The sequence below is a fragment of the Pontibacter sp. BAB1700 genome, from assembly GCF_000277005.1.
Lineage (GTDB): Bacteria > Bacteroidota > Bacteroidia > Cytophagales > Hymenobacteraceae > Pontibacter > Pontibacter lucknowensis.
In genome coordinates, this window is the sequence record NZ_AKIS01000022.1 from 41,737 (window position 1) to 59,605 (window position 17,869).

The window sequence follows — 17,869 nt, forward strand, 5'->3', positions numbered from 1 at the left end:
AAATTGCTAAATAATCGGCAGCTTTTAAAAGGTTAATTACTGATTGTTAAAGGTTAGTTACCAAAGACAGCTCAATCCTGTGTATCCTTCCGGACGCTAAAAATCCTGATAAAAAAAGCCCGGCAAGCAAAACCTGCCGGGGCTCCCATATATGTAGTAGAACAAATCGGACTTACGCAGCTGTGCGGAGTTGCTGCTCGTCGTCCTGTAAAAGCGGTTTTACTTTGTCCTGCAGTCTGGCTGCCACAAAGGAGTTTTGCAGATAGGCTGGCAGTTCCTGCACAAAGGCCTCATACTGCTGCAGACTCATGGCCTGCGCCACATAGCACTCATGTATTCCATTAAGGTAGCTCACTATATCGAGCAGCGACTCGTGGAACAGCCTGAAATCGATCTCGGCCTGCACGAAACGTTCGATTTCGCGGTGTGAGTTGGAGATGCGCAGTCTGGCCAGCAGGTCAAACAGGGTGGTATAACCCATGCGCCAGGTCAGTTGCTGCCAGTGCTGCGGACCGAATTTCTGAAGCACTTCGCCCGTGCGATTGCTGCGAATAGCCGTTGCTGCATTGCCCTGTACCTGTTGCCGTACCGCTTTAGCCTTCATGCGACGAGTCGTGCGCAGAAACTGACCGATTTGCGACTGTGCCTCAAGCTCTTTGCCGGCAATCTGCAAGCCCGGCTTGTAGTGTGCCAGTGGCAAACGGTTAATTCGGAAGTCATCGTAGTGCCCGGATGCGTAGAAGCTCATCGCCTGCGGATAGCATTCTTCACGATCAGGCGGCCTGCTTCGCGCATTACCAGGGTCTCGTTGCTGGTCTTGATCTGGCGGGTATGCAGGAATGCCTGTAAGCTCGCAAACACGGTATAGTAAGCCTGTGGGAAAGTCCAGTGCAGGGCATTTCGGATATAGCTCTCGTCACCCAGCTCTGCCGTAGTACGCAAAGCATACTCTGTATTCCAGCTGTTCAGCAAAAGTTTTTTGACTGCTTCCACATCTTCTTCGGAGAGCTCGGCAGGTACTTCCCTAAAGAAAGCCAACTGCTGCAGCCCCATACCTTCGTAGTGGTTCAGGTGGTAATTGATCGCGAAAAAATAGTTCAGAAACACCTGCGCCGGAATAGATTTATACCATTCCTTGTCGAGCTGTTTCTGCTCTTCCGGATACATAGATATGATGTTTTCTTCTTCTTTCTCTTTCATGTATTTACAACATTTCTGACCTGCTAACAGTTGCAATTTTTGTTTATAAATACAAGGTTTTTGTGAATTTATTTAATTGATTATCAATGACTTATGCGATGGTTGTGAAAAATATTTTCTTCGCTTATCATGTTGCTGTAAAAGCAGCATTTTCAGGTATAATATGGCTTAAGGTAAGCCTTTTAAATTCAGGAATTTGTGAGAGGTCGCAGCAATAACCCGGAGCTCAAAATAAGAGTACAAGAGGGGGACCAAATCTTTGTACCATGGAGCTATCTTATATCCTGAACGAATTGGGGGAAGACCGGGAATTGTATTACAATGCAGTGGCGCCACCCATCCTGCAGACAAGCAATTTTGCCAGCAAAACGGTTGATGATATGCGACGCATGCTCCTGAACGAGGCAGAGTCTTACCTCTATACCCGTGGCAATAACCCCACTGTGACCATGTTCGAGAAAAAGATGGCGGCACTGGAAGGAGCGGAGCATGCCATTGCGTTTGGGAGTGGAATAGCGGCCGTTTCAGCTGCGGTGCTCTCCCAACTCAAGGCAGGTGACCATGTGGTGTGCATCGAGAAACCCTACGGCTGGACCAACGTGCTGATGAACCGTTTTTTGCCTCGTTTTGGGGTAGAGGTGACCATGGTGGATGGCAAAGACACAGAGAACTACCGAAAGGCTATGCGTCCCAACACGAGGCTGCTGTATTTGGAAAGTCCCAACTCCTTCACCTTTGAGCTGCAGGATATAGCGGCTGTTGCAGCACTTGCCAAAGCGCATGGCTGCAGCACCATTATCGATAATAGCTTTGCCTCGTCGCTCAATCAAAATCCGCTTGCTATGGGAGTGGACCTGGTCGTACACTCCTGCACTAAGTATATCGGGGGGCACTCCGACACTATGGGGGGCGTGATCTGCGGCAGCCGTGGCATGATCAACAAGATATTTGAGCGGGAGTTTATGACGCTGGGAGCCATACTTTCACCGCACGATGCCTGGCTACTCCTGCGCGGCCTGCGGACGCTTCCTGTGCGTATGGAGCGGGTCGCCGAAACTACACGAAAAGTGGTAGCCTGGATTGAAAAGCAGGAGCAGGTCGAAAAGATCTATTATCCTTTCCACCCATCGAATCCGCAGTATGAGTTGGCCAAAAAGCAGTTGCGCAATAACACAGGCCAGTTTACAATTGCGCTTAAAACAAATGATATTGGGAAGGTTGAAAACTTCTGCAACAGCTTGAAGCATTTCCTCATGGCTGCTTCCTGGGGCGGACATGAGTCCCTGATTTACCCGGCGGCTGCTTACTATGATAAAGGCTCGAATTACAAAGGCAAACTCGATTTTAACCTGGTGCGCTTTTATATTGGACTGGAAGATGCTGACTACCTGATCAAGGATATTGAACAGGCTTTAGTCAAGGTATAGCCAAGTTATAATATACACTTGAAATAATATTGATGATTTGGTAACATTGGATTGAAAACGTCTGCTTACCTTTGCAATCGATGGATTTTCAAGCGCCTCTCTGTGCCCGTATCCCATTGCATGACAGTGCACTAAACTTTCGTGCGTCTCACACGACACCAATCAAATCTCTCTTATATCTATGTTTAAACATTTACACAAGGCGTCTGCTTTTGTGCTGGCCTGCTGTGCCTTTTTGGCCGGCGGCGATGCATTAGCGCAGACCAATCCGCAGCCACAGTCGCTGCCTTACTCGCAGGACTTCTCCAGCCTGGAGCATGCGTCCACTGCTTATCCTGACGGATGGCAGGGATGGTTATTGTCTACTAGTCCTGGCGCGAACTTCAGAACGACTCCGGCAACTGCAGACAGAGCTATGCTGGGAGGTAGCACATCCACTACTACCAACGGCGCCGTTCATAACTACAATGGCAAAATAGGCTTTCTGAACAGTGGGTCGGTTGACCTGAGCCTGGCGTTCGCCATCAGCACCCAGCAAAAACAGGCCGTGAAAGTGTCGTTTGAGATGATGACGCTGCGCAATCCGTATGATGGCGGTAGCAACACACGTATCAACGAAGTGGTGCTGCAGTACCGCGTTGGTACAAGCGGCGATTTTATCAACCTGGACGGCACTGCGTACCAGAACAGCACAGAAAAGTGGACTACGAGTGGTAACACAGCGCCACAAAAATTAGAGACTTTTACTATAACCCTACCAGAGGCGGCTGAAAACCAGGAAGTGGTGCAGCTGCGCTGGGCATCCCGCCAAATAAGCGGCGGCGGTTCCAGACCGAGCTTTGCCGTAGACAATATCGAAGTGAGCAGCCTGAGCGACAGCAAGAACCCCATCGTGCTGGCTCCGGCATCACTGGCTTTTGGCGATGTGGTGTTGAACCAGCCAAACGTTTCTTCCTATACCTTGGCCAGCGCCAACATCACCGGCAACGTACAACTATCGGCTACTGGTGGCTTTATGGTCTCCAAGCAAGCTACATCTGGTTTCGCTGCCAGCATCTCTTTCTCTGCTGAGGAGATGGCTGCCAACCCAACCGTGTTTGTACGCGTGACGCCAACTATTTTAGGAGCCTTGACTGGCACAATTGCGCATAGCGGTACAGGTATAGCCACGGCTGTAACTGAGCTGTCAGCCAATGCGGTTAGCCCGTATGTACAGAACTTCAACAACTGCGGTACCGCACTGCCAGGTGGCTGGAAGGCCTACAGCGTAACCGGCGACCAGGTATGGGGCTGCACGACTTTCGGTAGAGAAACTGAAACCAGCGGACGCAACAACGGTGTGCAGATTAACGGCTTTGCCGGCAGTGCCCGCGACAACGAGGACTGGCTGATTTCGCCTGCACTGGATTTGTCTGCCTTTAACATTGCCGCCCTTTCCTTCTGGACCAGAACCGCCTTCCAGGGCCCTGGTCTGAAACTGATGGTGTCGACAAACTACGATGGCACCAGCGCACCAGCACTGCCACCTGGACCGAGCTGAATGGCGACTTCCCGGCTGCCGCTTCTGACGTTTGGAAACAATCCATCGAGAACCTGACGGCCTACAAAGGCACTGCGGTGCATGTAGCCTTCGTCTATACCTCCGGTGTGGACCTGAATGCCGCTCGTTGGACGCTGGACGACTTTGCCGTTGAGAACGTAGACCAACTGCTGGTAGCCAACGAGTTCAGCGTTGATTTCGGTCTGGTGGAAGTACCGAACGCATCAGCTCCCTATACCTTCAATTTCTCAGCACTGGGCTACCCGGCAGGCATGACCCTGTCTGTAGGAACCGATTTCGAGCTTTCCAAGAACGGCCAGACCTACGCTTCCTCTCTCTTTTACACTGCTGCTGAGACAGGCGCCACGAATCAAGTGTACGTACGCTACAAGCCAGGCAGCACCAAGCTGCGCTCCACTGGCCAGCTGACTTACTCGAGCGGCGACTTCACCGTAGTGAAAGGAGTCCTGACTGGCACCTCCCTGCCAAAGAGCAGCACGCTGGATATCGTGTCCTGGAACCTGGAGTGGTTTGGCGCTGACAAAGACGACAGAGGCCAAGAACTTGGTCCGGATAACGAGGAACTACAGTTCGCCAATGCTAAAAAAGCCCTTCAAACACTGGACGCTGACATCATTGCCTTCCAGGAAATTGCGAACGATGCTGCCATGGTTAGCCTGATGGCAGAACTCCCTGCTTATGATTTTGTTCGCTCTGATGTGCATTCCTACTCCTGGGACCCAAGCCGCAATCTGGTGCCACAGAAGCTTTATGTCGCTTACAAGAAAGATGTAGTAAAAGTGAAGAGCCAGAAAGTGCTGCTCCACAAACTGTATCAGGACGTGCTGGCCGGTACAGCTACGTTACCTGACTACCCTGCAGCGCAGACCAGCTTCTGGGCCAGTGGCCGCTTGCCATTGCTGGTAGAATTGGAAGCCACCGTAAACGGCGTGACACAGCAAATCTATGTGGTGAACCTCCATACCCGTGCCAACTCCGGCAACAACGTGACGCCTTACAACCAGCGCAAGTACGACGTGCAGGTATTGAAGGACAGCCTGGCAGCACAGTACCCGAACGTGAACCTGGTGATGCTGGGCGACATGAACGAGGATGTAGACATCTCGGTGGTGAACAACCTGCCTTCTTCCCTGAACTCGTTTGTGCTCGACAGCAACTATAAAGCCCTGACCTACGACCTGAGCGTAGCCGGTGGTTACACCTATGCCTCGGGCTCTTTCCAGAGCTTCCTGGACCACATCATCGTATCGAAGTCTTTGGTGGATGAATACATTGAGGAGTCGATTGCGATTGAGAACCAGCTGCTGAGCCTGATTCCGAACTACAGAAATACTACGTCGGACCACGTGCCGGTTTCAGCCCGCTTCAGCTTCGGGCTACGCCAGCGGTTGCTTTCTCAGCACCAACCCTGACTGCCACAGAGGGCGATGCACCTGTCACTGTGACCATGAACATCTCGGCCGCGCAGCCAAAGGCTCATACCGTATACCTGACGGTGAAAGACGGCGCAACCGCCACTGCCGTTGATTACACGACCGCCCCGGTGGCCGCCAGCAACGTAATCGCCGTGGAGGTGCCTGCCTACGCTTCAACTGCTTCGTTCGAGGTAAGTATAGCAGACGACAAGCTGACAGAGCCAACCGAGCAGGTGTCGTTCTACATCAACAATGTGACAACGGACCTGGGTATGGCAGCCGCCGCCCGCAGCTTCACGCTCGCCATCCGCGACAACGACTTCCCGGTAGGTATAGCCAATGGCCAGGAGCTGGCCTTCCGTCTGTATCCGAACCCGACACAGGGCGCTGTGGTGAACATCTCGTTGCCGGCCGAAGTATCGGTGCTGGAAGAGATGACGCTGGAGCTGCGCTCTGCCAACGGCACCAAAATGTACGAACTGGGCGGTAACCTGAGCAGCGTGCAGCAGCAGCTGAACGAGAAGGTAGCCGGCCTGCGCAATGGTATGTACTATGTGCAGGTGTTGGTACAAGGCAAGGTATACCAGGCCAAACTGGTGAGAAACTAAGCGAATTTACTTTACTAGGAAGCGGCCTACCGTCATGCGGCAGGCCGCTTTTTTGTGTGCAGATATAGCAGTTCTACAGGTGAAGTCGTTCATACAGGTATAACCCAGCCGTGAAGCAATCGGTATGAAGTAGACGAACCAAAAGAAATGACTATGACAGACAAACCGCAAATTATAAACAATGTGCATGCTGCTACCCTTATTGGCTCTGGCCTGAGTAGCTATTTTATGAACGAGAAACGTCCAAAGACAGCACTTATACCTGCAATAGCCGGAAGCGGACTGCTGCTGCTGAGCAAAAACCTGGAGAAAGGTGACCAAAAAATGGCGCACGTAGCAGTGGGGATTACCGGTCTCTTGCTGGTCCAAACGCTGCGTTCGTTCCTGCAAGCTGCCGTGCCGGATGTGGAGACAGAAACGAAATTTGACCCTGCCACCTTAAATCGACGCAAACTGATCTTTGGGCTCATGAGTACCACAGGTATAGCCGCAATGGCCACCTACATTGGGGGCTTCATCGAGAAGCGCAAGAATAGCTAAGGTATACCTTGTATGAAAAGAAAGAGCCCGCAGATGCTATATCTGTGGGCTCTTTTTGTATGATGCTATGCCTGTTAAAAACCAACGGCTGTGTCGTCACCACGAGGTCGGCACCACCTTCCAACTTGCCGTTTGGCAGCACTAGTATACCTTCCACGGCGCCGTACTTGCCTCTTTGCTTCAGCTTATAGCCCTTGCTCTCAAGCACAGCCCTTACCTCAGGAGAGATGGCATCCGGTTCATGTTGTATCTCGTCAGGCAGCCACTGATGATGGAAGCGGGGAGCAGCCACGGCTTCCTGCATGGTCATACCGTGCTCCACTACGTTCAGGATCGTTTGGAAAACAGAGGTGATGATGGTTGAGCCACCCGGAGTGCCTACGACCATGAAGAGTTTGCCGTCTTTTTCCAGTATGGTCGGTGTCATGGCGCTAAGCATACGTTTGCCGGGTTGCACAGAGTTTGCTTCACCTCCGATCAGGCCAAACATATTCGGGACACCAGGTTTTGCGCTGAAGTCGTCCATTTCGTTGTTGAGCAGGAAACCAGCACCTTCTACCACCACCATGGATCCATAGCCACCGTTGATGGTTGTAGTTATGGAAGCGGCGTTGCCAAACTGATCGACAATGCTGAAATGGGTAGTTTGATCTGATTCATAAACCGGTAAGTCGCCAGCTTTCACCTCTGACGAAGGTGTGGCACGCTCCATACTCACGTTCTGCATGCGCTCCTGCAGGTAGCTACGATCTAACAGGCCGCTGCTGGGCACTTTATAAAAATCCGGATCGCCAAGATAGGTGGCACGGTCTGCGTATACCCGACGCTTGGCTTCGGTCATCACCTGTATGGTCAGAGGCTGCTGCCAGCCGTAATCTTTCAGGTCGTAAGGCTCTACCATGGTCAACAGCTGCATAAGGGCTATACCTCCGCTCGAAGGGGGCGACATGGAAGTGACTTTCAGGTTCTTGTACTGCCCTGTAATAGGCGTACGCCATACGGCATTATAGTCACGCAGGTCTTGGTGTGAAACCAGTCCGCCGCCGCGCTGCATTTCTTTTACGATCAGGTCAGCCGTTTCACCAGCGTAGAAGCCCTCACGACCTTTGTCACGGATGCGCTCCAGGGTGCGGGCCAGGTCGAGGTGAAAGAGGGTGTCACCGGCCTGCCAGGCCTGTGCACGGGTGAGGTAGGGAGTGTGCTTGTTATACCTGATCATCCGCTCCCGGGCATTGTTCAGCATGCGTGCCTCACGTTCAGTGAGCACCACGCCGCGACGAGCCAGGTCAATCGAAGGCTGCACCAGTTCGGCAAATGACATCGAACCAAGCTTTTCGTGCAGCTTGATCATGCCATCTACAGAGCCAGGTACACCTGCTGCCAGGTGGCCCATCAAGCTCAGGTCAGGTATCACATTGCCCAGTGAGTCCAGGTACATATCGCGGTGAGCAGCTGCGGGAGCTTTCTCCCTGAAGTCGAGTGCTCCGGTTTCGCCAGTATGATGGCGGTATACCAGAAAGCCACCTCCACCGATGTTGCCGGCAACCGGATAGCAAACGGCCAGGGCAAACTGTGTGGCGATGGCTGCGTCATAGGCATTGCCGCCTTTGCGCAGTATCTCTAAACCGATGTTAGAGGCGTCCGGGTGAGCGGAAACCACCATGGCTTTGTCAGCAACTACGCCTTGCTTAGCGGCCTCAGACTGAGTTTGAGGACGGGGGGCGCAAGCCGAAAAGGAGAGAAGGACTGCTGTAAAACATGTAAGGGTATAACGCTTCGTTCGGAAGCCTTGAAGCAGGTTGAGGTGTTTCATGAATATTGTTCTAGTTGAGGCGAAGATGCAAAATAAAAAAAAGCCGGCTATCTGCATAGCCGGCTTTCTCCTTATTACCAATTGAAGGCAATTACTTCAAGTCATTTTTAATGATCGCTACGGATTCTTCTACATACACGTCCTTCTGCAGCGACTTCAGGAAGTCTTTGTTACGGGCCATCTTGGCAGTGTCACCTGAGATAGCCTGCAGATCTGTTTTCAAACGTGACACGTTCAGCACCGGAACATTTTTCTGAGCTTCTTCTAACTGTTTGTTTGCAGCTTCGCTCTTTTTCTCTTCTTCCATGTACTTCTTCATGCTCAGTGACCGGGTTGTGATATCAGACTGTTTTTTCAGTCTTTCGCCGCTCTGCTGAATTACTTTGAAGCTCTCGTTTCCTGCAACACGGCTCTTGCTGTTCGACTGTATGGCCGGTATGTTTAGCTTAGTGCGGGTCCATGGCTTATAACGTGCCGGAGAAATTTCGTCAAACGGAAGCGCATAATCCTGCTCTTTCTCACCAAACTCAAGGTAGCTGTAAGCGTCTGGCAGAATAACGTCAGGCGTTACACCACGCAGCTGCGTAGTACCACCGTTGATGCGGTAGAACTTCTGGATCGTCAGCTTCAGCGCACCGAAAGGCTTGTACGGGTCAAACTGTGATGGCAGGGCTTCGTCAATTTCCACGAACTGCTGTACAGTACCTTTACCAAAAGTAGGTGTACCTACGATAACAGCACGCTTGTAGTCCTGCATGGCTGCTGCCAGAATTTCAGAAGCCGAAGCACTGTTAGAGTTCACCATGATCACCAGCGGACCAGTATACTGTACTTCCGGGTCACGGTCATCCAGTACGACAGTCTTGCCAGAAGAGGTACGAACCTGTACGATCGGGCCCTGCTCAATGAACAAACCTGCCATCTCAACGGCATCTGCCAGGGAGCCACCACCGTTGTTACGCAGGTCCAGTACGAGGCCTTGCATACCTGCTGCTTTCAATTTCTCGATTTCAGCCTTCACGTCGGCACCACTGTTACGGCCACCATTACGCTCAAAGTCAGCATAGAAGCCAGGAAGCTTGATATAGCCAATCTTCTGCTTGTCATCGATCATAGCACTCTGCGCATAAGTCTCTTCAAACACGATCACGTCACGCACAATTGGGATAATACGTGTGCTACCATCCGGCTTGCGTACGGTCAGGCGTACTTCAGTTCCTTTCTTACCACGGATCAACTGGATCGCGTCGTCCAGGCGCATACCTTCTACCAATACCGGATCACCGCTGCCTTGCGCTACTTTCTGGATCGCGTCGCCCGGCTTCAGGTCGCCTTGCATGTAAGAAGGGCTTCCCGGTACGATTTCAAGTACTTTTATCTGACCGTCTTTTTCTTGCAAAGAGGCGCCTATACCTTCCAGTCGGCCGGTAAACTCAATATCAAAATCTTTTTTAGCTTTCGGAGGGAAGTAGCCTGTATGCGGATCGTATACGTTGGCCACCGCATTGATATAAGTGGAGCGGCGATCGTCGCGCGTAACCTGCGCCAATCGTTTGTAAAGCTCGTTGTAAGCTGTCATCACTTTGTCTCGGGCTTCAGCTTCCAATTGCTCCGGCGTTTTGCGGGTTTCTTTGCTGTCAGTGCTAGCCGTGGCTTTTTCCTGTTGCTTCTGCATTTCAGCCAGGCGCACTAGTGTCTGGTACTTCAGCTGCTTTCTCCAGGCTTCTTTCAGCTCGTTTTTGTCTTTGGCATATTTTAGCTTTTTACCATCCAGTTCAATGCTCTCCTCCTTTGAAAAGTCAAATGGCTTGGCCAGAATCTCTTTGTAGAAGGCCTCAGACTCTTTGGTGCGCTTCTCGATCAGGTCAGCCGAAATATCAAAGAACTCAAAAGAGCCGGCACGCAACTGGTCATCCAACTGGGTTTCGTACTGGCGCAGCATAGCCACATCTGACTCGAGCAGGAACTTCTTGTTGAAGTCCAGACGATCCAGGTATAGCTTAAAGGCTTTTTTAGAAAAATTATCGTCTACCTTCTCCGGCTTATAGTGCATGGTGCTCAAACCCTGCATCAGGGCTTTGATCAGAATTTCGTTTTTACCGGCAGGTGTACTGTTTTTGCTGTACAGGATAAAAGAACCCGTGAGTAAGATCACGGCCAGTACAGAAAGAAATATTTTTAATCTGGTTGTCAAGGATAGCATCTAATTTAGTTTGTTGGACCACATATTCTCTACGCAAAAGTAGTGCCGTAGATGAGGCCACGAGCAATTCTTTAAGGCGAGTCCTAATGTAGTATAAATATAGCTTTATCGCAAAGCAGCGCTTCAGCTTATGATAAAACAAGGAGACCACCTTCTTGTTTTACGGAAAGCCTCACTTCTTTATATAACTGTTATCTCTTTTTTTTCGTTTCCGGAGCATGCCCAGGCCCGGAAAATTGTATCTGGAACGTAAGGGTTGCAGTCGCATTCATACGGCCTTGATAACCAGGGGAGCACGTGCGGATGCAGGTATAGCCAAGATTAAATGACTATGAAGACAATTCTTTTTTTCGGAGACAGCCTGACAGCGGGATACGGGTTGCCCACGGCACAGGCCTACCCGTCTCTGATACAGGAAAAGCTGAAAGAAGAAGGGTATGATGACTATACAGTGATCAATGCGGGCATCAGCGGCGACACCACTTCCAGTGGCCTGTACCGGCTCGATCGCTGGCTGGCTGCTCCAATCGATATTTTTGTGCTGGCTCTTGGTGCTAATGACGGACTGCGGGGTATACCTGCCCGGGAAACCTCTCAAAATTTGCAGCAGATCATTGACAAGGTAAAGCACAAACATCCGGATGCGCAGATTATTTTGTCAGGTATGGAGTTTCCTGACATTGTGCCAGGGCGCTACGCAGCTGAGTTCAGAAAGCTTTTCAGAGAATTGGCTATCAGGAATAATGTGACCTTTGTCCCTTTCTTACTGGAAGGCGTGGCCGGTATGCGGCATCTTAATCTGCCGGATGGCGTGCATCCCAATGCAGAGGGCCAAAAAATACTGGCCCGCCATACCTGGACAGTACTGGAGGGTATCATTAAGCAAAATATTTAAACAAAACAGGCGATGCATGCTGCGCCGCCTGTCTCTCTGTTAACTTAGTTTTTATAATCCTGCCTGAAACGCATGGCATTTTCCATTTGTGCCCGGATCTCTTTTGTGGTATTGCGGGCCCACAGGTTGAAGGTTGTATTGTCCGTTTCCTCAATGTCTTTCACATTATCTTCAAATTCACTGAGGGCATCTTTATGCGCGTCCACTACGGTATCCCAGTAGGACTGGTCAAACTCATCGGTGTTTTTGTCACGCAGCTCCTGCACACGTCCTGCATGGTCTTCTTCCATTTGCTGAGGCGGTGTTGTGCTGTACTGCCTGGACATATCCTGTAACTCTTCCAGTTTCTTAGAATAGAGGTCTACCATTTGCTGCCCATACTCACGCACCTGCGTAGTCACACCTCTTTCAGCTGCCAGTTTGCCCAGCTCCACCTGTTGTGTGCTGATGCTGTGTGCCTTGCTCATAAACTCCCTCTTGTCTTCGTTCAGGGTGGTGTCGGCTGCGGCAGTTGTATTCAGTTCCGTGTCTACGTTTGCGGTGGTGTCTGTTTCCTGTGTGTCAGAGCTACAGGATGCAAAGGCGAGCGCGCCCAATGTGAGGGTGGCTGCCATCCATAGGTTTTTCATAGTCTTATTTTTGCTTTTTGTTATTTCTACATGTTTTTAAGGGCATACGGAAAAACAGTGCGTGTATGTTCAGATTATTCCGCAGCAAGGCATTTGCAGGCGAAAGTGCATAGCAGGAAAAGGTATAGAAAAACAAAGGCTCGACTTCGCCACAAGGGAAAAGCCAAGCCTTTGTTTTATGTAATGTTTTATGTAAGGTATAAAACCTTAGTAATAAATATGCTCTCCGCGGTTCTTCTGGAAGTGATCCTCGAAGTAGCGTGCGTCTTCTGGCGAACGTGGGTTAAAGCCCAACACGATATTACCTTCCTTCACGCCTTCTTCATATACCTTGGCGCGTTCTTCAGGTATACCGGCGCCTACCAGCGCACCCAGCAGGCCACCTGTCAGACCGCCCGCTCCGGCACCGGCCAGACCAGCCGCCAACGGACCAGCCACAACCAGACCCAGGCCAGGTATAGCCACTGAAGTACCAATGGCTGCCACAGCACCTACAATAGCACCAAGTGTACCACCGATTGCTGATCCGGCTCCGGCGCCCTCCAGTGATTTATTTCCCAGTTCGGTGTCTCCATCACGGTCCACGTCATCACTGAAGTGACGCTTACGACCCTCGTCCGACATCACCACATTGATATCATCCTTGTCATAACCGCGTGCGCGTAGTTCTTCATAAGCGCGTTCTGCGCTGTCACGGTCCCGGAACATAGCTGTCATCATGTTCGCGTTGTCTTGTCTGTTCATAGCTTATTTTATTTAGTTTATATTAGTATGATAATGAATGCCTGCTCTTTTTGCAGACTAGTTTATAGTAACGGCTGCTCAACTCTATGGTTACGGAATAGGGCCATGCTTCACATAGATAAGTATAATTGAGATAATTTTAAGTGCTTACAAATAAGAAAGCCTTCCGTGTTGGAAGGCTTTCTTATTTGTATATTATAGTGTTAATTATTCTTCTGATACACGGTCAGCAGTTACAAGTACACGGTCAACTACGTGAATCACACCGTTGTTTGCTTCAATGTTAGACTCTACGATGTTGGCTCCGCCAATGGTAAAGGCATTCGGGTTGGCACCGGCTGTACCTATCTCGATGTAGTCGTCCTGGCCTACCTGAATACGTTGGTTTGTTTCCAGTTGAGCGGTAGTTACCTTACCCGCAATAATGTGGGCCTGCAAAATCTGGATCAATTCATTTCTGTTCTCAGGTTTTTTCAGGTACTCTAACTGACCAGCAGGGAGTTGCTCAAATGCTTCGTTGTTCGGAGCGAAGATGGTGAACTCACCTTCCTGCTCAAAAGCTCTTGAAATATTGGCAGACTGTACCAGTTCCATAAATGTAGAAATGTCGCTTCTGGTTCTGGCTGCATCAAGTATAGCCATCGAGCTGGTTTCGGCATTGGCATCCATAGTAGCGGAGGCCTCCATGTTTGTAGTACCGGTAGTGGCATCAGTAGTTACTTCTGTATCCATGGTGGCATCATTACCGGCCATGGTTGTAGTTTCGCTCATGGTTGTTGTCTCGTCCATGGCGGTTGTGTCCATTGTATCATTACTGCTGGCGCAGCTAAATAAAAAGCCTGTCGCAAAAACAGCAGCAAAAGGTTTTAGCATTCGCATTTTCATAGTTATTTTTTTATAGTTCACGATTTAACAAATTGTACCCCTTTGGTCGGGCTGTACATTGTTTATTTAACTGTATCTTTTTAAAAAAGTTATAAAAAAGAAGGACTATCTGCGTGTGAGTTGCAGATAGTCCTTCTTGGTATTGTAATAAAACAATACTAATGTGTCTTAATTATAAACTTTTACGACGAAGATATAGTCCTGAAGTTTCTTGAGTTGCTGTGTGCGGGAAGTGCCATTCAGGTTATTTTGCTGTGGTAGACTAACTGCCAGGCCGGCTTCACGCTCTTTCATTTCGTTCACCATCTGAAGCAGGTAGGATGATTTGACAGCGAAAGCGGCACCTTCCTGACCTGCCTGCTTGCCATTGATCACTCCAATGATGTTGCCTTTGTCATCGAGCAGCGGTCCGCCACTGTTACCTGGGTTGAGCGGTATAGAGATCTGATAGGAAGTGGTATCGCCCTCGAAGCCGGAGGCTGAGCTCAGCGAACCCTCGCCAAACACAATGTCTTCACGCGGGAAGCCAAGCGTATAGACGCGCTCACCCAAATCAGAAGAAGCTGTTTTGAAGGTATAAGGTAGCTTGCTGAAACCAGCAAAGGCCGGATCCTCTACTTTCAGAATCGACAGGTCATAATCTGAGTTGCGGTGCACTTCGGTTACCTTAAACTTAAGGCCAGCCTTGTTCTCGATCAGGATAGAGTCAGCACCCTGGATAACGTGTGAGCTGGTAACGATATATCCATCCGGGCTGATAGCGAAACCAGTGCCACTGAAGCGGGCTGTACGTGGGGCTGGAGTTGTCGCGTCCGCGCTGGCAATACCATTGATGATGGCACGCTGTTCTTTTTTGATCTTCTCTACTTCACGACGAAGTTCAATGTAGCGGGCGGTCTGCTGCTGTACAGGTTCTTTTATTTGCTGTACACTCCAAAGCGTACCAAATACTGACAACAGAGAAACGCTGGCGGCAACCGCCATGGTCTGGGCATGCTTCTTAAAGAAAACTTTCCAGGCAGTGAGTTCACTGGTAATGCCCTGCTCAGCAGCTTCCATATCTGTGTGAATGGTGCTAAGCTTATGGCGCAATTGCTGGCGCTGGCCGTACTGCTGCATTGCCTGCAATACTTGTCGGTGCTCCTGTACCTGGTCGGCAAGCCGCAGGTCGGAGAGCAACAGCGCCTCAAAGGCAGCTTTCTCCTCAGCAGGCATGGTGCCGGCCAGGTAGCGCTCTATTTGCTCGTATATGCGGTAGTCAAACATGGTTTTATAAAAATACCTTCTTATAAGGTGCTAAAATTCATTCTGGTCTATCCTATGCCTCTGGTTTATAGGAGGTAAAAAACAGTTTTTTAAGGCGTTGCAAGCACTTGTACTTCTGGTTTTTGGCTGTATCGGTGTTCGTGTAGCCAAACTTCTCTACAATATCCTGCATGCCCTGTGACCGGATGTAAAAGTCCTCCAGTAAAGTGCGGCAAGGCTCACCGAGCTGCTCCAACGCCTCGGCCATCATACTGAACTGTCGCTCATTCTCTTCGTGCTGCGGCACATCCTCTTCCAGGCTCAGGTAATTCTCAGAGTCCTCAATCCGGTTGGCGTAGCGGCCCTTTTCGGCCAGGCGCTTCAGCCACAGCCTGCGGCACACGGAGTAGAGGTAGGTCTTGATCTGGCAGCTAAGCTCCAGGCTGTTTCCCTTTATCTTCTCGTAGAAGACAATTACGCCTTCCTGGTAAATGTCTTTTGCCTCATCATCAGTTCCACTGTTACTAATGATGAAGTGCGATATCATCGGGAAGTGCAGCTTATAAAGATGTGCGAGTGCGCGGTCATCGTCATTCCGAATCCCCTCCATGATCGCCTCATCCGTCTCGTACAAACTCTTCCTCATGCCGTTCTATTTTTAATACGCCAGGCCGCTTTTTGTAACCCAACAAAAAAATATTTTAAAAAAATAAAAAATACCGGGTTACCTATCCGGGTTTCCGGTATGAAGTTCAAATTCGAAACCAAAACACTTAATCACAAACACAAAATGAAAAATTTGTTCAAATTCGCTTTCGTAGCGTTCGCCCTGGTAGCTTTCACAGCATGCAACACTGAAGAAACTGCAACTGAAACTGAAGCTGTAGAAACTGAGGTTGTTGAGACTGAAGAAGTTGTTACTGAAGAAGTTGAAGCTGACACTACTGTTGAAGTTGAAGCTGACACTACTGTAACTGTACAGTAATTAATAGCAGAACTACAGAGTATACCTTATAGTTCTAAACACATAAGAAGGCCCTGCAGCAATGCAGGGCCTTCTTATTTTTATGGCTGTTCAGACTCAACACAGTTCGGGGTATGGCAACATACCATTTATAAGCCGACCACTTCGAGCAAAAGCACCCGGTCTAGCTTAGAAACGCTTCACCGTTTTGCGGCGCTCCATTTCTTTGCTGATCAGGCCGAACTCACGGCTGCTCTGGCCGGCAATGGCTGTGTTCTCGTTGGCGCGACGCAGCAGGTAAGGCATCACCGACTCTACCGGACCGTAAGGCACGTACTTGGCTACGTTGTAGCCCGCATTGGCCAGGTTGTACGACAGGTTATCGCTCATACCGAAAAGCTGGGCAAAGAACACACGCTCATCATTCGGGGCTATACCTTTATCATCCATCAGCTCCATGAGCAGGTAGCAGCTGTCTTCGTTGTGCGTACCAGCGCAAAGCGAAATGCGGTCGATGTGGTCAATGCAGAAGCGAAGACCGTCGTTGTATAATTTGTCAGAAGCCTCTTTAGTCGGGTTGATTGGGCTCGGGTATCCTTGCTCTTCGGCACGCTTACGCTCTTTTTCCATGTAGGCACCACGCACAGGCTTTGCACCCAGTATATAGTCTTTGGCTACGGCGTTTTCGTAATCGCGTACCAGTACGTCGAGGCGATCGTGACGGTAAAGTTGGTAGGTATTGTAAACGATAGCCTTCTTCTTGTTGTAGAGTTCCATCATTTCATAGGCCAGGTTGTCGATCGTTTCCTGGAACCAGCTTTCCTCAGCGTCCACAAACACACGCACATCCGCTTCGTAGCAACGCTTGCAGATATCATTTACACGCTGGCGGCCACGCTCAAAAGCCGCTTGCTCATCAGCCGTCATCTTTTCGCCTGCCTGCACTTTCTCTAATAGGTCGGTACGCATCAGGCCGGTTACTTTAAAAACCGAGAATGGGATGTGCTTATTGCCCCGTGCCCGCTCTACCGTGCGCAGGATCTCATCGCGTGTTTCATCAAAACTTCTGTCTACGCCTTCACCCTCTACCGAATAGTCCAGGATGGTACCGATATTATATTTGGCCAGCTCACGGATGGCGCGCTCCGATTCCTCTATCGTTTCGCCACCGCAGAAGTGATTGAAAATAGTCGGTTTGATGATAAACTTAACCGGCAAATGTAGCTTAATAGCCGTGTTCAGCAGATTGCCACCCAGTTTAACAAATTTGTTGCTGTTCATGGACTTGAACAGCAGGTACATTTTATAAAGTTCAGCGTCAGACTTGGATGAAAAAGCGACAGCTGTATCGTCGAAAGAAACGTTGGTAACCGGGTTCATGTAATAGCATGTTAATCGGCGCAAAGATAGTGTATGCGTTATAGTTATACACTATGGACACCTGGTACTTAAGGGATATTTTTGTACTGTTTTTCAGTGCAAGTACACCCTTAAACTAGATCCGCTGCATAACTGTTGTAATTGTCGTACCTTTGTATGGACAATTGACACGCATGAACTTCAAGAATAAAGACACATATTTCTCAGATTTGCTGGCCGGGCGGGGCAGACCGCTGGTCATTGCCGGACCTTGCAGCGCTGAGAGTGAACAGCAGGTGATGGAAACGGCGGAGGCTCTGAAAAAGCTGAATGTGCACCTGTTCCGGGCCGGTATCATGKAAGCTACGACGTCTGAGCATC

Annotated in this window: 17 protein-coding genes and 1 pseudogene; 8 read left to right on the plus strand and 10 right to left on the minus strand. The window is 49.9% G+C overall.

Annotated elements, in window-relative coordinates:
* Positions 1-172: 172 nt before the first annotated feature.
* Entirely contained in the window at positions 173-748 is a 576-nt protein-coding gene (locus tag O71_RS25070; RefSeq protein WP_237717690.1) for a hypothetical protein, read from the minus strand.
* On the minus strand, positions 745-1,200 hold the full coding sequence (locus O71_RS25075) for a hypothetical protein (protein ID WP_237717691.1): 456 nt from the start codon (positions 1,198-1,200) through the stop codon (positions 745-747). The genes O71_RS25070 and O71_RS25075 overlap by 4 nt, the downstream gene beginning before the upstream one ends.
* A 266-nt stretch (positions 1,201-1,466) precedes the next feature.
* Here O71_RS25075 and O71_RS03435 point away from each other — a divergent pair, with 266 nt between their 5' ends.
* The 5 genes from O71_RS03435 (at position 1,467) to O71_RS03455 (ending at position 6,751) form a co-directional block, all read left to right on the plus strand.
* The gene (locus O71_RS03435) at positions 1,467-2,627 is read left to right on the plus strand and encodes a PLP-dependent aspartate aminotransferase family protein (protein WP_007653248.1); all 1,161 of its coding nucleotides are present in this window, start codon (positions 1,467-1,469) and stop codon (positions 2,625-2,627) included.
* Between the two features lie 181 nt (positions 2,628-2,808).
* Positions 2,809-4,167, plus strand: coding sequence for a choice-of-anchor J domain-containing protein (locus O71_RS03440; protein WP_155800470.1), 1,359 nt, complete (start codon positions 2,809-2,811; stop codon positions 4,165-4,167).
* Between the two features lie 77 nt (positions 4,168-4,244).
* Positions 4,245-5,600 (plus strand): endonuclease/exonuclease/phosphatase family protein, encoded by a 1,356-nt coding sequence (locus O71_RS03445; RefSeq protein ID WP_155800472.1) that lies wholly within the window; start codon positions 4,245-4,247, stop codon positions 5,598-5,600.
* A gap of 35 nt (positions 5,601-5,635) precedes the next feature.
* Positions 5,636-6,211, plus strand: a complete 576-nt coding sequence (locus tag O71_RS03450; RefSeq protein WP_007653249.1) for a T9SS type A sorting domain-containing protein — start codon at positions 5,636-5,638, stop codon at positions 6,209-6,211.
* Positions 6,212-6,364: 153 nt separating this feature from the next.
* Complete coding sequence (locus O71_RS03455; RefSeq protein WP_007653251.1) at positions 6,365-6,751, plus strand: hypothetical protein; 387 nt, start codon at positions 6,365-6,367, stop codon at positions 6,749-6,751.
* Here O71_RS03455 and ggt read toward each other — a convergent pair.
* On the minus strand, positions 6,726-8,564 hold the full coding sequence (gene ggt, locus O71_RS03460; protein ID WP_007653253.1) for a gamma-glutamyltransferase: 1,839 nt from the start codon (positions 8,562-8,564) through the stop codon (positions 6,726-6,728). The two genes, O71_RS03455 and ggt, sit on opposite strands and share 26 nt — an antisense overlap.
* Positions 8,565-8,655: 91 nt before the next feature.
* Positions 8,656-10,767, minus strand: a complete 2,112-nt coding sequence (locus tag O71_RS03465) for a carboxy terminal-processing peptidase (protein ID WP_040573535.1) — start codon at positions 10,765-10,767, stop codon at positions 8,656-8,658.
* A gap of 331 nt (positions 10,768-11,098) precedes the next feature.
* On the opposite strand from O71_RS03465, the gene O71_RS03470 reads away from it, so the two are divergent.
* Positions 11,099-11,662 (plus strand): arylesterase, encoded by a 564-nt coding sequence (locus O71_RS03470; protein ID WP_007653256.1) that lies wholly within the window; start codon positions 11,099-11,101, stop codon positions 11,660-11,662.
* 44 nt (positions 11,663-11,706) lie between these two features.
* On the opposite strand, the gene O71_RS03475 is transcribed toward O71_RS03470, so the two are convergent.
* The 5 genes from O71_RS03475 to O71_RS03495 all read right to left on the minus strand — a co-directional run bounded on the left by O71_RS03475 (position 11,707) and on the right by O71_RS03495 (position 15,811).
* Positions 11,707-12,291 carry a DUF4142 domain-containing protein gene (locus tag O71_RS03475; RefSeq protein ID WP_007653258.1) on the minus strand — a complete coding sequence of 195 codons (585 nt, stop codon included), beginning with the start codon at positions 12,289-12,291 and terminating at the stop codon, positions 11,707-11,709.
* 207 nt (positions 12,292-12,498) lie between these two features.
* Positions 12,499-13,035 carry a hypothetical protein gene (locus O71_RS03480; RefSeq protein ID WP_007653261.1) on the minus strand — a complete coding sequence of 179 codons (537 nt, stop codon included), beginning with the start codon at positions 13,033-13,035 and terminating at the stop codon, positions 12,499-12,501.
* 207 nt (positions 13,036-13,242) lie between these two features.
* A complete protein-coding gene (locus O71_RS03485; RefSeq protein ID WP_040573545.1) occupies positions 13,243-13,839 on the minus strand; it encodes a fasciclin domain-containing protein in 597 nt (198 codons plus the stop codon).
* Between the two features lie 249 nt (positions 13,840-14,088).
* Positions 14,089-15,186: a serine protease gene (locus tag O71_RS03490; protein WP_007653263.1), complete on the minus strand. Its 1,098-nt coding sequence runs from the start codon at positions 15,184-15,186 to the stop codon at positions 14,089-14,091.
* A gap of 52 nt (positions 15,187-15,238) precedes the next feature.
* Entirely contained in the window at positions 15,239-15,811 is a 573-nt protein-coding gene (locus tag O71_RS03495) for an RNA polymerase sigma factor (protein ID WP_040573537.1), read from the minus strand.
* Between the two features lie 99 nt (positions 15,812-15,910).
* Here O71_RS03495 and O71_RS03500 point away from each other — a divergent pair, with 99 nt between their 5' ends.
* Entirely contained in the window at positions 15,911-16,150 is a 240-nt protein-coding gene (locus O71_RS03500) for a hypothetical protein (protein ID WP_051017693.1), read from the plus strand.
* 168 nt (positions 16,151-16,318) lie between these two features.
* Here the strand turns inward: O71_RS03500 and O71_RS03505 are convergent, their stop codons facing one another.
* Entirely contained in the window at positions 16,319-17,509 is a 1,191-nt protein-coding gene (locus O71_RS03505; RefSeq protein ID WP_007653266.1) for a proline dehydrogenase family protein, read from the minus strand.
* A gap of 173 nt (positions 17,510-17,682) precedes the next feature.
* Here O71_RS03505 and O71_RS03510 point away from each other — a divergent pair.
* A pseudogene (locus O71_RS03510) lies at positions 17,683-17,869 on the plus strand (hypothetical protein); the annotation flags it as partial.

Excerpts from the sequence above, each read along its gene's own strand:
- O71_RS25070 (WP_237717690.1), bottom strand. The coding sequence starts at position 748 with ATGAGCTTCTACGCATCCGGGCACTACGATGACTTCCGAATTAACCGT.
- O71_RS25075 (WP_237717691.1), bottom strand. The coding sequence starts at position 1,200 with ATGAAAGAGAAAGAAGAAGAAAACATCATATCTATGTATCCGGAAGAG.
- O71_RS03435 (WP_007653248.1), top strand. The coding sequence starts at position 1,467 with ATGGAGCTATCTTATATCCTGAACGAATTGGGGGAAGACCGGGAATTG.
- O71_RS03440 (WP_155800470.1), top strand. The coding sequence starts at position 2,809 with ATGTTTAAACATTTACACAAGGCGTCTGCTTTTGTGCTGGCCTGCTGT.
- O71_RS03450 (WP_007653249.1), top strand. The coding sequence starts at position 5,636 with ATGAACATCTCGGCCGCGCAGCCAAAGGCTCATACCGTATACCTGACG.
- O71_RS03455 (WP_007653251.1), top strand. The coding sequence starts at position 6,365 with ATGACAGACAAACCGCAAATTATAAACAATGTGCATGCTGCTACCCTT.
- ggt (WP_007653253.1), bottom strand. The coding sequence starts at position 8,564 with ATGAAACACCTCAACCTGCTTCAAGGCTTCCGAACGAAGCGTTATACC.
- O71_RS03465 (WP_040573535.1), bottom strand. The coding sequence starts at position 10,767 with ATGCTATCCTTGACAACCAGATTAAAAATATTTCTTTCTGTACTGGCC.
- O71_RS03470 (WP_007653256.1), top strand. The coding sequence starts at position 11,099 with ATGAAGACAATTCTTTTTTTCGGAGACAGCCTGACAGCGGGATACGGG.
- O71_RS03475 (WP_007653258.1), bottom strand. The coding sequence starts at position 12,291 with ATGAAAAACCTATGGATGGCAGCCACCCTCACATTGGGCGCGCTCGCC.
- O71_RS03480 (WP_007653261.1), bottom strand. The coding sequence starts at position 13,035 with ATGAACAGACAAGACAACGCGAACATGATGACAGCTATGTTCCGGGAC.
- O71_RS03485 (WP_040573545.1), bottom strand. The coding sequence starts at position 13,839 with ATGGACACAACCGCCATGGACGAGACAACAACCATGAGCGAAACTACA.
- O71_RS03490 (WP_007653263.1), bottom strand. The coding sequence starts at position 15,186 with ATGTTTGACTACCGCATATACGAGCAAATAGAGCGCTACCTGGCCGGC.
- O71_RS03495 (WP_040573537.1), bottom strand. The coding sequence starts at position 15,811 with ATGAGGAAGAGTTTGTACGAGACGGATGAGGCGATCATGGAGGGGATT.
- O71_RS03500 (WP_051017693.1), top strand. The coding sequence starts at position 15,911 with ATGAAGTTCAAATTCGAAACCAAAACACTTAATCACAAACACAAAATG.
- O71_RS03505 (WP_007653266.1), bottom strand. The coding sequence starts at position 17,509 with ATGAACCCGGTTACCAACGTTTCTTTCGACGATACAGCTGTCGCTTTT.